Source organism: Xenorhabdus sp. PB62.4 (assembly GCF_014467285.1).
Taxonomy (GTDB): Bacteria; Pseudomonadota; Gammaproteobacteria; order Enterobacterales; family Enterobacteriaceae; genus Xenorhabdus.
The window spans coordinates 61,446-75,238 of the sequence record NZ_NKHR01000002.1; the positions used below are offsets into that span (position 1 = coordinate 61,446).

Genomic DNA, 13,793 nt, shown 5'->3' on the forward strand with positions numbered 1-13,793 from the left:
ACGAATCCTATCAACTAGATATTTCCGATTAGAAAAACATCTAACACATTTTTTCTCTAAAACTTGGAGCACTGAATCATCAAAACTTCACGTTCAATTGATTTTCCCTCTTACCAATCAAAAAACGCTGGAAAACGTCTCTTTCAAAAGTGACGGGATAGCGCCGACACCACGTTCTGCCGAGCTTTCATCCCAAGAGTGATAAAAAACAAGTTCATTAAAGTGATAATCTATTTATACCTCTAAGGCCGGAAATTTCTACACGTCCCAGAAACATATATTCCTCCTTTTACCTATCGGATTTACTTGATTTTATTTATAACAGCCACTCTATTAGAGATTAAAAATGCGTTGAGTTTCAGTATGCTTATCCTTATCCTATTTGTTATTTTAGTGTAATCACTTTGTTTCCCTACGCTTATTAGCCCTTATGACTGGTTTTAATTATCAGAACTAGATAAAAAAACCTCTCTTACTGGATAAGGATGTGAATTATGTATTCAGGACTGTTAATTATTCTTTTGCCTTTAACTCTAGGCTACCTTATTCATCTTAATAAGAAATCGTTGCTCACGCAGGTACACAAGCTACTCAATGTCATGGTTTATACCATTCTTGTTCTGATGGGCATCAACCTCGCCATGTTGGAGAATCTGGGCAGCAATTTGCTTTCTATCTTGCTGTATGCAACAACATTTTTCCTATGCACTTTTATTATTAATATGCTAGCGCTTTTCCTATTGGATAAACGCGATCCGTGGATTATTAATACACATAAACAGGAACAGCCACCGTCCCGATTACATATGGTGTTAGATTCCGTCAAGTTATGTGGCGCATTAATATTAGGGTTTCTTATTGGCTTAACAGGCTGGTCATGGTTCCATTTTTCCAACCGTGCCAGTACAGTTGCATTGATTTTTCTACTATTCTTGGTTGGTATTCAACTGCGCAATAACGGCATGAGCTTAAGGCAAACGCTGTTGAATCGTCGTGGTACGATTATCGCTATAGTCGTTGCCATCAGTTCTCTGCTAGGCGGTGTGCTGGCTGCATTTTTGCTAGGATTACCTACCAAGACAGGTCTTGCCATTGCATCGGGATATGGTTGGTACTCCCTTTCGGGAATTTTAATTTCCGATGCTTATGGGCCGGTATTTGGCAGTACAGCATTTTTCAATGACTTAGCTCGTGAACTGGCTTCCATTATACTCATCCCCATGCTAATAAACCGCTATCGTTCAACCGCATTAGGTTTAACAGGCGCGGCTTCAGTCGATTTTACCTTACCTATCTTACAACGCTGTGGTGGTGTAAGTATCGTACCAGCAGCCATTGTTCATGGCTTTATATTGAGTTTAATGACTCCGTTGTTCATTGCATTTTTTACTCAATAAAGAACTATCTTGATTTAGCATATAAACTGACTAAAAAAACCTTTTTAGTATGAAAATTAATCCAACTCGTAAAATAAAGAGCAAAAAAGCAATCCAAAAAATGCCTATTACTTGATTAGTTAAGTCACTAATCTAATGAAAACAACAATTTTATGCAGACATTATTGCATAGTTATGCTTATAGGATTAATATCTCAACAAATAACTAACTATTCATATTCTTCGCATGAGCATTCAATTAAAAAACATAAATTGTTTCTATGGTAAACATCAGGCTCTGTTCGATATCAATTTTGAATGTACATCAGGAGAAACTGTCGTATTGCTAGGGCCAAGCGGGGCCGGCAAAAGTTCATTGCTGCGTGTTCTGAACCTACTGGAGATGCCTCGCTCTGGGCAACTCAATGTGGCAACTCATCAGTTTGATTTTAAGCAACAACCCAATCACAAAGAAATTCTGGCATTACGACAAAAGGTTGGCATGGTCTTTCAACAATACAACCTGTGGCCACATTTAAGCGTAATGGATAATTTGATTGAAGCACCTTGTCGAGTCCTGAAATTGTCTAAACAACAAGCCCGGGAAAAGGCAGCAAAACTTCTCTCTCGTCTCCGTTTAGATGAATTCGCTAACCGTTTTCCACTGCATCTTTCTGGCGGACAACAACAACGTGTCGCCATTGCAAGGGCGTTAATGATGGAGCCACAAATTCTGTTGTTTGATGAACCCACTGCTGCACTTGATCCGGAAATCACCTCTCAGGTTATTGATATTATTAAAGAGTTGGCAGAAACCGGTATCACGCAAGTTATTGTGACTCACGAAGTGGAAGTGGCTCGTAAAACAGCAAGTCAGGTTGTATATATGGAACAAGGCCACATTATCGAAAAAGGTGACGCAACTCATTTTATGCGGCCTCAAACAAAAGCCTTTGCTCATTATTTATCACACTGATATACCATTCTTCATGAACAACAGGATATGGCTATGAAAAAATTATTGTTTGCAGTTTTGTTGAGTGCAATGACCTTATCGGCAACCGCAGCAGAAAAAACGGCACTCCGTTTTGCAACAGAAGCCACTTACCCGCCATTTGAATTTATTGATGCAAACAATAAGATTCAGGGATTCGATGTCGATTTAGCAAATGCCATATGTGCAAAGCTTCAGGCTGAGTGCACATTCACTAACCAATCTTTCGATAGTCTCATTCCCAGCCTGAAATTTCGCCGTTTTGATGCACTGATGGCAGGTATCGATATTACGCCCGATCGCCAAAAACAAGTTGATTTCACCCATACCTACTATGATAACTCAGCCATTTTCATTGCCATCAAAGGAAAATTCGCTCACATTGGCGATCTCAAAGGTAAACAAGTCGGAATACAGAACGGAACTACACACCAAAAGTATTTGATGGAACAACATAAAGAAATCAAGACCGTACCTTATGATAGCTACCAGAATGCAATCCTTGATCTGAAAAATGGTCGTATTGATGCTGTGTTTGGCGATACAGCAGTCGTTAATGAGTGGCTGAAAAAGAACCAGAAATTAGGTACTGTTGGTGATAAAGTAACAGATAAAAACTACTTTGGTACCGGTTTAGGGATTGCAGTTCGTAAAGGTAATACTGAGTTACTGAACAAACTGAACAAAGCGCTGGCTGAAGTCAAACAAGATGGCTCTTATGACACCATCTATAAAAAATGGTTTGAACAATAAACTGGCTCCCAATGAATGAACTACAATCTTTAATCAATGCCGCCGGAATTACCGTCGGCCTTGCCATCTCTTCACTTATCATTGGCTTGGTGCTGGCAATGCTTTTTGCCGCGTGGGAATCCATACGCTGGAAACCTATCGCGTTGTTAGGCTCCTGCTGGGTTACATTGATCCGGGGGCTGCCTGAAATTTTAGTCGTTCTCTTCATCTATTTCGGAAGTTCACAACTTCTCATCATGTTGTCAGAAGGTTTTGAAGTTAACCTGGTTTTCTGGCAGTTCAACATACAGATGGAAATTGATAACTTTGATGTCAGCCCCTTCCTTTGTGGCGTCATCGCCCTTTCACTATTGTATTCCGCCTATGCTTCACAAACGCTGCGGGGAGCATTGAAAGCCATCCCGATAGGGCAGTGGGAAGCAGGCCAGGCATTGGGGTTAAGTCAAACCCGCATATTTTTTCGTCTGATTATGCCGCAGATGTGGCGTCATGCCCTACCCGGACTCGGTAATCAATGGCTGGTTCTGTTGAAAGATACTGCTCTGGTTTCCCTCATCAGCGTTAATGATTTAATGTTACAAACAAAAAGCATTGCAACCCGAACACAGGAGCCATTTACATGGTATGTGATCGCCGCGGCTATCTATCTGGTAATTACATTGGTGAGCCAATTTATTCTTAAACAACTTGAAATGCGCACCACTCATTTTGAACGGAGTGCTTCATGATGTTTGAGTATATCAAGGATATTTTACCGGGCCTGCAAACCAGTCTTAGTCTGACTTTCATAGCCTTACTGACTGCATTTATACTGTCTGTTGTATTGACTATGATTCTGACAATGAAATTGCCCGTACTCTCTCAATTGGTCAAAGGCTATATCACGCTATTTACCGGAACGCCTCTTCTCGTTCAGTTTTTTCTGATTTACTACGGGCCGGGACAATTTCCATCAATAAAAGAATATCCGTGGTTATGGCAACTCATGTCAGAACCGTGGCTATGTGCAATGGTTACACTGGCATTGAACAGTGCTGCCTACTCAACCCAATTGTTTTATGGTGCGGTTAAGGCCATTCCAGCCGGGCAGTGGCAATCTTGTCAGGCTCTTGGTATGTCCAAAGCACATTCTATGCGCATTCTGCTACCTTATGCTTTTAAACGGGCGCTTTCTTCTTATTCCAATGAAGTCGTGCTGATTTTCAAGAGCACTTCGCTTGCCAGCACAATCACTTTATTGGATATCATGGGGCAAAGTCAGCTTCAATTCGGTCGCAGTTATGATGTCACGGTATTCGTTGCCGCTGGTATCATTTACCTTTGTATCAATGGCCTTTTAACACTACTAATGCGTATGATCGAACAGCGGGCATTATCATTTGAACAACGCAATTAACTGTTTGATTAATCGGCGCATGTTTTGCTTACTCCTGTGATAACCTCAATTTATCACGGGAGTAAGCAGGTAAAATCAGCAGATTACTTTATATCAAGAGCTAAACATCAAAAACCAACAATGCCAATGTTTCATAATGTTCAGTATGAGGAAACATATCAAATAACTGCACTTTTTCTATTCGATATTGTTTGAGCATGGCAATATCTTTTGCCATCGTCTGAGCATTACAGCTTGAATAGAGAACAAACTTGGGAGCCATCCGACCAAGATACTCACAAAGTTCTTTGCCAATACCTCTGCGAGGCGGGTTGACCAGTACTAAATCAGGTACTTGTGATTTATCAAGCGCAAAATGAGTAGAATCCAGCGCCTGAAATACCACATGTTCCAACCCGAGGCTTTTGGCTGAACTTTTAGCACAATCAATAGCTTCAGCACTGATTTCGATCCCCGTCAGCTTGGTTTCTTTATCTGCACAGTGCAAACCAAAACCACCTGCACCACAAAACAGATCCCACATGCTACTGATATTTAATTCCCTGACCCAACGCCCTGCTGTTGCATACAGCTCAGAGGCAATATCTGGATTCGTCTGGAAAAAACTACGCGGACGAATATACAACGGGATACCGTTAAAAGTTTCCTTCAACATCTTGAGTTCAGTGAAAATGATCTCTTTTTCGCCTTCCAAAATTGCCATATGAATCGGTTGGATATTGGCGGACACCACTGTCACTTGTGGCAACTGTTCCTGCAACCATGGTAATGCTCGCTCTAACTGAACCAGTTTTGTTTCTGAACGCAAAACAAAGCGCAGCATCATTTCACCATTGGCACGGCTCTCCGTCAGAAGAATATATTTCAATTCTCCTTTCTTACGCTCAACGTTATAGGGAACTAAGCCAGCTTTAGCGATAAATATTTTTATTGCATCAAATACTGGCTGAAAATATTGTGGGTACAACGGACAATCACAAAGATCGACTGTTCTACCATCGCGATGCAACATACCAAGCAACGGGCGCTCAACACTACCACTCACTACCATCTTGGCTTTATTACGAAACCCACTGGTCTGGCTGGTCACTGGCGGTAGCCAGTGTATTACTGATGTTTCCTGTAAAAGTTGTTTTAAATGTTGTTGTTTATCAGATAATTGCTGTGAATAGGACTTATCGAGCCACTGGCAGGAGTGACAATGCCCCGCGGTGTACTGCACACATTGCATTGTAAAAAACCGTATCAAAAAATATTAGTGCAAAGTAAATGTTGATGTATTCGTCGAAGCCAATGATTCTTCATCTTCCACTTCTACTTCCATCTCACTTTCCATATCATGATTGACATAGAGAAGATTATTGCTGTGAATTTCGAAAATCACATTAGCAATTTGTTCTTCACCTTGCTGCATAAAATTGGAAAACTGCGTGAAAGTCATACCTGCTGCGATAGGAAATGCCTGACAAACAATCAGCTTAGGTAAGTTTTCATCCTGAACATCAAGAAATGCCTTAACTGTCAGGGAACTGGCATTAATCTGACTTAAATTGGCAACCAATGGAATGATCGCCGTTGGCCTAACTTCTGCCAGAGCAGAAAACAATACGACATCCCCCAACAGATCGATCTTGGCATCAAACAGGCCATCAATATTCTGCATATGAGGCAAATGCAGGACTGAGTTTGAATCATTCTCAAAATAAGAAATTTTGAGCCGTTCAAGCCACGTGCGCAATGTTGACAAATCGGGAATAACCATAGAATCCATCGAAATTAACCTCATATGACCAAGAAGTTACACATGCTACTTTGGGAAACGCCCTACTGAGTAGCAGCATGACCAATAATTAACCTATTTTATTTTTTCATCATCAGAAAAAGGCTGATGATTTTTATCTGCTTTCTTATGATCAATTCCCAGAAAGGAAAGATTATAGACCGCACGCCAGATAATATGGATAGCTGCTGGTATCAAGCAACCGATACCCAATAAGATCATAGCAATGTGAGCTTCTGTCGTCATTAATAAAGGTGATAGAATTATGCTATCAGTGATCGACAAATACGCCAAGACTAATAACCCGATGCCCAATACTTCCAATAAAATAACCAAATTGGGCATATCAGCCAATGAACGCATCTCTTTTGATGGGTTTATTTTCATTTTTGACCTGCTTTCCCAGCCTTAAAAATAGATCTTTTGTCACTTATCGTCAGGCTATCATACCTCAATCCCGCCAATTGGCAGGACTAATTACAACAAAAGGCAATTCCTGCTTTTTTTTGTGGGCACTTACAGGCATAGTAACTCTAGATGACAATCTATAAAGTTCACGATCATTACCACTTAAGGAGTTGTTTGTATGTATACTGTCATTTTTGGCCGCCCGGGTTGCCCATACTGCGTTCGTGCTAAAGAACTCGCTGAAAAATTAAAAGCAGAGCGCGACGATTTTGATTATCGCTATGTTGATATCTGGGCTGAGAACATCACCAAAGACGACTTATCAAAAACAGTAGGTAAACCTGTTGAAACTGTTCCTCAAATTTTCATTGATGAGAAGCATATCGGTGGCTGCACTGACTTTGAAGCTTATGCTAAAGAAAATCTAGAGCTATACAAATAACAAAAAAATAACTAGCCAGAACGCGAAGCATCAAAAAAGCCGCTATCCAGCCGAAAACGTTTACCTTACTGGATAGCGGTCACCTTAGCTATACCCCCTTCAAAAAATTCATCCCTCAGAAAAAATTTTTCGTTTTTTTTCTCAATGATGAGAACTTTCACTCCATAGTGTAGTCTTAATTATTGCCACTGCTTTTCTTTGATGTCCCCATATTGAGGAGCCCGATAGTCATCCACTTTGGTTAAAGGCTATCGGGTTTTTTTGTTGTTTTTGTGATAATGACAAGAGAGAGATTACTTTTCGTTACTATCACCGCTATATTATTTACTCATATGGTTTCAACAATAGTTAAATAAAGTGATGAATCAAAGTGATCATATTTATGACTTTGTATTATAAAATTACTATTTTAACTTTAAGTTGCTAAAATAAAATCATCATGTTACGTAAATATCACGTTTGTGAGGCTTACTTTGCTAGAACAACTCAACCACAAATTGTTTCTTTTTATCAATGCAACACCCGATTCATCACCCATGATAATTTGGCTTGCAGTCTTTATCGCAAAATATTTAGTATTTGTTTATCCCATCACATTAGCCATTTGTTGGCTTTGGGGCAAAGAAGAAGCCATCACACATCAACGTACCGTCGTCAGTAAATCCTGTGTCGCTTTTGCCTTTGGAATGGCAGTATCCTATATCCTTGGCATACTTGTTCCACACGCCAGACCGTTTGTTGAAGGTATTGGCTATAATTTCCTCTATCATGCCCCTACGGAATCTTTTCCGAGTAACCATGGCACAGCCGTATTCACTTTCGCATTAGCATTCATCTTATGGCACCGAATCTGGTCAGGTGTAAGCCTAATAGTTATTGCCTGCGCCATTGCCTGGTCCCGTGTCTATGTTGGTGTTCACTGGCCGATTGATATGATTGGGGCATTTTTAGTAAGCCTATTAGGCTGTGCTTTCTCTCAGGTATTTTGGGGCCTATATGGTGAGCGTTTGCAAAGTAAACTTACCCGCCTTTACCAGTTCTGTTGTGCATTCTTAATCCGAAAAGGGTTGGTAAAAAATTAGTCAAATCTCAAAGTCATATCCTATTAGATTGCAAATTGCAGCGCTGCACAATTTGCAAAATGAAAGGTAACGATATGTCGCTGGAAATTCATACTAGCAACGAATTTCCAGTGAACATTTACATTTTAAACTCTAATCCTTTAATGTAATTAGGTTTACCTTAAACCCAATAGGCTTGTTAAATTTAAGGTTTTATTTTATTCAATTTATTTCGTAACATTTATGTTACTCTATGTAAACAGACAAAATATCCAAATAAAATCCTTCGTTATATTTAACAATATACATCCATAAAATGATTACCATTTCTTCATAAACACAGATTCAATGATTGATATTTACACACAACAATCAACTAAAGACAATAGCTCCATTAACACATAATCAATAAAAACAAAGTAATAAGAAAAAGAAAAAACATCATATTCAATCAAGAAATAAAATATTATTTTTTAATAAAAATCAATATATTACAGAGGAACCCGTGTTAAATTAAAAAGACAAAAATAAAAAATTAACATTAATTATATTTATTTAAATATTCATTAACCAACAATCAAGAAATTTATTAATATATGAATATTATTAAATAATAATATAGGTCAATATAAGAATTTAAAACAAAAATAATGATATCATCCTTGTTAAATTCTTCATTCTATTTTCTTTAATATTTGATCAACATTTCAGCAAAGATTTATAACATCTTTCCTTTTTTATATAAATCTTGCAATTGCGAGAGTGATCACGGTACATTTCACTGAAAATAAATATATTTCCCCTATCAAAAGTCAGGAGTTAAATTTTTTGATTTGGGCATTAAAAATACAGTGAACAAGAGTTACCGCTCCTTTTCCTTTGTTTAAATGTTCTGTTTTAAATGAACATATTTTGGCCAAATTATTAATGTAGTAATAAAAATGTAGTAATAAAAACGTTTAGATAAACATCAACGCAATATCTGACAACTTATTATTCATATAAAAATCCAACTCGCGCATTTAATTAATGGGCGAGTTTAGCAGTTTTTAAATTTTACTTTACCGCGTTATTTCGGAGATATTTATGGACACATCTCAATCAGGTTCAATCGCATCCCCTGCTGCCAGCAAAAGCGAGCATGCTACCTGGCGTAAATCAGACACTGTATGGATGTTGGGGTTATATGGCACAGCCATTGGCGCTGGTGTTTTGTTTCTCCCCATCAATGCTGGCATCGGTGGCTTGATTCCTCTTATTATCATGGCGATACTCGCTCTTCCCATGACATTTTTTGCTCACCGTGGGATGTGTCGTTTTGTTTTATCTGGCAAAAGCAGCGGTGGAGATATCACCGGCGTGGTAGAAGAACATTTTGGTAAAGTTGCCGGTTTTCTGATCACTATTCTCTACTTCTTTGCCATTTACCCTATCCTGCTGGTTTACAGCGTGGCACTGACCAACACAGTAGAAAGCTTTATCGTAAACCAGTTACAAATGAGCGCTCCACCACGTGCACTGCTGGCACTTATCTTGCTTCTTGGTGTAATGAGCATTATCCGCTTCGGTGAGCAAGTTATCGTCAAGGCCATGAGCGTACTGGTATTCCCATTCGTCACTGTTTTAATGTTGTTGGCTGTGTATTTAATTCCTCATTGGAACACCGCTATCTTTGATACTCTGTCACTGGACAGTGCGATGTCGTCAACAAGCAATCATGGCCTGCTATTCACTTTGTGGCTGGCGCTCCCTGTTATGATTTTCTCTTTCAACCACTCTCCAATCATCTCTGCATTTGCAGTAGCAAAACGTGAAGAATACGGTGAACATGCAGAGAAAAAATGCTCACGTATTCTGGGTTATGCTCACATCATGATGGTAATGACTGTCATGTTTTTTGTCTTTAGCTGCGTACTGAGCCTGTCTCCTGAAAATTTGGCAGAGGCAAAAGCACAGAACATTACTATTTTGTCTTATCTGGCTAACCATTTTCGTGTACCTACTATTGAATACATTGCTCCATTCATTGCTTTCATTGCCATTACTAAATCTTTCCTTGGTCACTATCTGGGCGCCCGTGAAGGTTTCAATGGTATTGTGAACAAAGCACTGAGCACTCAAGGCAAAACAATTCAGCACAAAACGCTGAATCGTATCACCAGCATCTTTATGTTAGTCAGTGCGTGGATCATAGCTACACTTAACCCAAGTATTCTGGATATCATCCAGTCACTGGGTGGCCCTGTTATTGCCATGATCCTGTTCATCATGCCAATGTATGCCATTCATAAAGTTCCGGCTATGCGCAAATATGCAGGCAAACCAAGCAATATCTTTGTTGTTGTAGCAGGTTCAATTGCTATTTCTGCGGCAATTTACTCAGTCATGTAATCAACGTAAAAAAAGCTGCTGTTTGTGCGGCAGCACCAAAAAATGCCAGTCACCAAAAGGTTGACTGGCATTTTTTCACGTCATGTTGTTATGTAGATGTATCAAGTCGTTTTAGCTCTCACTAACTGAATAACGAACTAAACCAACCGCTCACGGTTTTTACAACGAAATCCCACATACGCCCCAAGAAGCCACTTTCTTCCACAGCTTCTTTAACTACCAACGGACGCTGATCAATAACTTTATCATTGAGCATAAAATTCACAGTGCCCACCGCTTGGTTTTTCTCCAGCGGTGCTTCAAGGGAAGTTTGATTCAATGTAAAACTGGCTTTTAAATTACCCACCTGCCCACGAGGCACTATCACTGAAGCATCTTTTTCAACCCCTAAAGCGACCTCTGAACGCGTCCCGTACCATACTTTTTCCGTCACCAGCGTATCACTCGCCTTTAGGGGGATCGCCGATTCATAAAAACGGAATCCCCATGCTAAAAGTTTTTCACTATCAGAAAAACGCATCCGATCACTGGGCGCACCCAATACCACCGAAATCAAACGCATTGGCCCTTCTGTTGCTGATGCGACCAGATTATAGCCAGCGCCACTGGTGTGTCCGGTTTTCACACCATCCACATTCATATTCTGGTTCCACAATAAGCGGTTACGATTAGGCTGACGGATATTGTTAAACGTAAATTCTTTCTCTTTATTCAGAGCATACTCTTCCGGCACATCACGGATCATGGCCTGACTTAACAGTGCCATATCACGGGCGGTGCTATATTGCCCGGCCGCATCCAGACCATGGACAGTTTTAAAATGAGTATTCGTCAATTCCAGTGTTTTCGAATATTTATTCATTAAATCAACAAATGTGTCCTGACTGCCTGCCACATAATCAGCAAGGGCAATACTGGCATCATTACCGGACTGGATGACAATACCGCGGTTCAGATCTATAACCTTAACTCTGTCACCCGGTTTCAAAAACATTAAGGATGAACCTTTAAGCACTGGATTACCCGTAGCCCAGGCATCTTTGCCAACGGTTACCATATCTTCTGTAGAAATTTTTCCTGACTTAATCGCCTGCCCAATCACATAGCTGGTCATCATTTTGGTTAAACTTGCCGGATCTAACCGCTCATCAGCATTATTTGAAGCTAGAATTTTTCCGCTGGCATAATCTATTAATATATAAGCTTTAGCATCAATTTCAGGTGCAGCGGGTTCGTCCATTGCATACACATTGGCACCCGCTAACCAAAAAACACTCAAGCCAACAACAAAAGATTTTATTACCGGTGTCTGTCGTTTTTTTTCCATCATCAGTCGCCCTTTTCTTTACTACTCAACTTTGTATATATCTATAAAGTAAAAATAAAAACTCTTATTAATATAGGATGTTATAAGAGAAGACTCCAACCCAATAACGTAAAGATTCTCTTGTTATTAGCCTGATTTTGTTATGATATTATCAATAATTCCGAATGATCTTATATGAGAAAAAAATAATGCTAACAATCTGGGGTCGTAAAAACTCATCAAATGTGAAAAAAGTCCTTTGGTGTCTGGAAGAATTGAATGTGCCATATCAACAAATTGATGTTGGTGGAAAATTTGGCAAACTCAATGATCCTGCATACCTACACATGAATCCGAATGCTGTTATTCCTTGTTTGCAAGACGGTGATTTTATTTTGTGGGAATCAAATGCAATTGTACGTTATATTGCAGCGAAATTCGGCCAAAATAGCCTTTACCCATCCGATCTTCAAGAACGAGCCAGCATTGAGAAATGGATGGATTGGGTGGGTTGCAATCTATTTCCTCCCATTAAACAGTTCATGATCAGTTTTATCAGAACACCAGAAGATCAGCGCAACCTCAAAATTATTACCCAAGTTTTAGCAGAAATTGAAAAATTACTGAAAATTGTCGATGACACACTCAGTCACCAACAATACCTTTCCGGTGCTAAGTTTGGCATGGCTGATATCGCTCTGGCTCCGCTGGTTTATTTGTGGTTAAACGTAGAGATAGATCGCCCTTCCCTGCCAAATCTAGAACGCTGGTATCAACTGTTAACCGAAAGACCCGCTTTTAAAAAGATTGTTATGATCGAAATAAATTAATCATTAACTCATTGGCATTCTGCCGGGATCTGGGAACTGGTATTCAAAACCCAGTTCCCGACAGATCCGGCTACCATCAACTACCTTGCTTTCAATTGCCTTTGCCTTATTTTCTGGCTGTAAAAATTCTGGCGGCGTTAAATCAAGTTGCCGGCTGGCTAACGGATAATATTCTGATCTTTTCGGGTGGATGGGTGCACACAGATTATAAACATGCCCCCCTTTTGGTTGCTGGATAAGTAGCTTAATGGCGGAAATAACATCATCCTGATGTACCAAATTAACCGCATTTTCTCCTCCCTCAATTGCCTTTCGCCCCGCAAGAAAACGCCCAGCATGGCGCCCATTACCTACCAGGCCAGCCAAACGTAATATATCGACCGATGTATTGGGTAACTGATGCAGCCAATTTTCCAATTCCACCAACGCTGTTGCTGATTGTGTTTCAGGAGACAACGGTTCATCTTCATTGAGATAACCCACAGATGAGCCATAAACTGAAGTGGAACTGGTGAAAATAATTCGTGGAACAGCATATGAAAGCGCAGTATCGATAATCAGTTGCACGGCTTTGACATATCCTTCCCCTCCACCAGCAACCCCACTAACCGGTAATGTTAAAACCAGCACATCGACAGACATCAGTTGCTCAAGATCATCCATTTTACAGACGATTTGAGGGCTTAGTTTCAATAGGCGGCAATCGATACCACACATACATGCAGCTTCAACGCCATCCGATGTTGTTTTACTGCCAACTACCTGCATACCACTACTTAGTAGTGCTTGCGCCAATGGCATTCCTAACCAGCCTAGTCCAATAATCGAAACTTTTTTTACCATGGCTCTTCCCCAAGACTGACATGATTTTGATTATTAGGTCAATATATGACCATGGCTAACATTACCCGTATATTTCCCTAATGACAACAGCCCTCATTTATTATGAAAAACAATTAATTAACACAAAATAAATACCTTTTTTAAAAAAAAGTTTGCTTTTCATACATAAAATCATATAGGTTAAACAGCAAGCAACCAATCCTTAGTCGCAAA

At 39.7% G+C, this 13,793-nt stretch carries 14 protein-coding genes; 9 read left to right on the forward strand and 5 right to left on the reverse strand.

What is annotated here, in order from left to right; all coding sequences use genetic code 11:
* Positions 1-494: 494 nt before the first annotated feature.
* From Xenpb_RS02125 to artM, 5 genes are all read left to right on the forward strand, one after another.
* Positions 495-1,397 carry a lysine exporter LysO family protein gene (locus Xenpb_RS02125; protein ID WP_187652887.1) on the forward strand — a complete coding sequence of 301 codons (903 nt, stop codon included), beginning with the start codon at positions 495-497 and terminating at the stop codon, positions 1,395-1,397.
* Positions 1,398-1,623: 226 nt separating this feature from the next.
* Entirely contained in the window at positions 1,624-2,352 is a 729-nt protein-coding gene (gene artP, locus Xenpb_RS02130; RefSeq protein WP_187652888.1) for an arginine ABC transporter ATP-binding protein ArtP, read from the forward strand.
* 33 nt (positions 2,353-2,385) lie between these two features.
* Entirely contained in the window at positions 2,386-3,123 is a 738-nt protein-coding gene (gene artJ / locus Xenpb_RS02135) for an arginine ABC transporter substrate-binding protein (RefSeq protein ID WP_187652889.1), read from the forward strand.
* Positions 3,124-3,134: 11 nt separating this feature from the next.
* Positions 3,135-3,851, forward strand: a complete 717-nt coding sequence (gene artQ / locus Xenpb_RS02140; protein WP_187652890.1) for an arginine ABC transporter permease ArtQ — start codon at positions 3,135-3,137, stop codon at positions 3,849-3,851.
* The gene (gene artM, locus Xenpb_RS02145) at positions 3,851-4,519 is read left to right on the forward strand and encodes an arginine ABC transporter permease ArtM (RefSeq protein WP_187653076.1); all 669 of its coding nucleotides are present in this window, start codon (positions 3,851-3,853) and stop codon (positions 4,517-4,519) included. Before artQ ends, artM begins: the two co-directional genes overlap by 1 nt.
* 100 nt (positions 4,520-4,619) lie before the next feature.
* Here the strand turns inward: artM and rlmC are convergent, their stop codons facing one another.
* From rlmC to Xenpb_RS02160, 3 genes are all read right to left on the reverse strand, one after another.
* Positions 4,620-5,750 carry a 23S rRNA (uracil(747)-C(5))-methyltransferase RlmC gene (gene rlmC / locus Xenpb_RS02150; RefSeq protein ID WP_187652891.1) on the reverse strand — a complete coding sequence of 377 codons (1,131 nt, stop codon included), beginning with the start codon at positions 5,748-5,750 and terminating at the stop codon, positions 4,620-4,622.
* Positions 5,751-5,774: 24 nt separating this feature from the next.
* Entirely contained in the window at positions 5,775-6,290 is a 516-nt protein-coding gene (locus tag Xenpb_RS02155) for a YbjN domain-containing protein (protein WP_187652892.1), read from the reverse strand.
* An 84-nt stretch (positions 6,291-6,374) separates the two neighbouring features.
* Complete coding sequence (locus tag Xenpb_RS02160; RefSeq protein WP_187652893.1) at positions 6,375-6,686, reverse strand: YbjC family protein; 312 nt, start codon at positions 6,684-6,686, stop codon at positions 6,375-6,377.
* A gap of 199 nt (positions 6,687-6,885) precedes the next feature.
* Between Xenpb_RS02160 and Xenpb_RS02165 the strand changes: the two genes are divergently transcribed.
* From Xenpb_RS02165 to Xenpb_RS02175, 3 genes are all read left to right on the forward strand, one after another.
* On the forward strand, positions 6,886-7,149 hold the full coding sequence (locus Xenpb_RS02165; protein WP_187652894.1) for a GrxA family glutaredoxin: 264 nt from the start codon (positions 6,886-6,888) through the stop codon (positions 7,147-7,149).
* Positions 7,150-7,622: 473 nt separating this feature from the next.
* Complete coding sequence (gene ybjG / locus Xenpb_RS02170; protein ID WP_187652895.1) at positions 7,623-8,231, forward strand: undecaprenyl-diphosphate phosphatase; 609 nt, start codon at positions 7,623-7,625, stop codon at positions 8,229-8,231.
* Positions 8,232-9,296: 1,065 nt separating this feature from the next.
* The gene (locus Xenpb_RS02175; protein WP_187652896.1) at positions 9,297-10,601 is read left to right on the forward strand and encodes an HAAAP family serine/threonine permease; all 1,305 of its coding nucleotides are present in this window, start codon (positions 9,297-9,299) and stop codon (positions 10,599-10,601) included.
* A gap of 121 nt (positions 10,602-10,722) precedes the next feature.
* Here Xenpb_RS02175 and Xenpb_RS02180 read toward each other — a convergent pair whose 3' ends face one another.
* Positions 10,723-11,931 (reverse strand): serine hydrolase, encoded by a 1,209-nt coding sequence (locus Xenpb_RS02180; RefSeq protein WP_187652897.1) that lies wholly within the window; start codon positions 11,929-11,931, stop codon positions 10,723-10,725.
* Between the two features lie 185 nt (positions 11,932-12,116).
* On the opposite strand from Xenpb_RS02180, the gene Xenpb_RS02185 reads away from it, so the two are divergent.
* Complete coding sequence (locus tag Xenpb_RS02185) at positions 12,117-12,737, forward strand: glutathione S-transferase family protein (RefSeq protein ID WP_187652898.1); 621 nt, start codon at positions 12,117-12,119, stop codon at positions 12,735-12,737.
* A 3-nt stretch (positions 12,738-12,740) separates the two neighbouring features.
* On the opposite strand, the gene Xenpb_RS02190 is transcribed toward Xenpb_RS02185, so the two are convergent.
* Positions 12,741-13,580 (reverse strand): SDR family oxidoreductase, encoded by an 840-nt coding sequence (locus Xenpb_RS02190; RefSeq protein ID WP_187652899.1) that lies wholly within the window; start codon positions 13,578-13,580, stop codon positions 12,741-12,743.
* Between the last annotated feature and the right edge of the window lie 213 nt (positions 13,581-13,793).

Excerpts from the sequence above, each read along its gene's own strand:
- Xenpb_RS02185 (WP_187652898.1), top strand. The coding sequence starts at position 12,117 with ATGCTAACAATCTGGGGTCGTAAAAACTCATCAAATGTGAAAAAAGTC.
- Xenpb_RS02175 (WP_187652896.1), top strand. The coding sequence starts at position 9,297 with ATGGACACATCTCAATCAGGTTCAATCGCATCCCCTGCTGCCAGCAAA.
- Xenpb_RS02125 (WP_187652887.1), top strand. The coding sequence starts at position 495 with ATGTATTCAGGACTGTTAATTATTCTTTTGCCTTTAACTCTAGGCTAC.
- Xenpb_RS02155 (WP_187652892.1), bottom strand. The coding sequence starts at position 6,290 with ATGGATTCTATGGTTATTCCCGATTTGTCAACATTGCGCACGTGGCTT.
- artQ (WP_187652890.1), top strand. The coding sequence starts at position 3,135 with ATGAATGAACTACAATCTTTAATCAATGCCGCCGGAATTACCGTCGGC.
- artM (WP_187653076.1), top strand. The coding sequence starts at position 3,851 with ATGTTTGAGTATATCAAGGATATTTTACCGGGCCTGCAAACCAGTCTT.
- artP (WP_187652888.1), top strand. The coding sequence starts at position 1,624 with ATGAGCATTCAATTAAAAAACATAAATTGTTTCTATGGTAAACATCAG.
- Xenpb_RS02190 (WP_187652899.1), bottom strand. The coding sequence starts at position 13,580 with ATGGTAAAAAAAGTTTCGATTATTGGACTAGGCTGGTTAGGAATGCCA.
- Xenpb_RS02180 (WP_187652897.1), bottom strand. The coding sequence starts at position 11,931 with ATGATGGAAAAAAAACGACAGACACCGGTAATAAAATCTTTTGTTGTT.
- Xenpb_RS02160 (WP_187652893.1), bottom strand. The coding sequence starts at position 6,686 with ATGAAAATAAACCCATCAAAAGAGATGCGTTCATTGGCTGATATGCCC.
- rlmC (WP_187652891.1), bottom strand. The coding sequence starts at position 5,750 with ATGCAATGTGTGCAGTACACCGCGGGGCATTGTCACTCCTGCCAGTGG.
- Xenpb_RS02165 (WP_187652894.1), top strand. The coding sequence starts at position 6,886 with ATGTATACTGTCATTTTTGGCCGCCCGGGTTGCCCATACTGCGTTCGT.
- artJ (WP_187652889.1), top strand. The coding sequence starts at position 2,386 with ATGAAAAAATTATTGTTTGCAGTTTTGTTGAGTGCAATGACCTTATCG.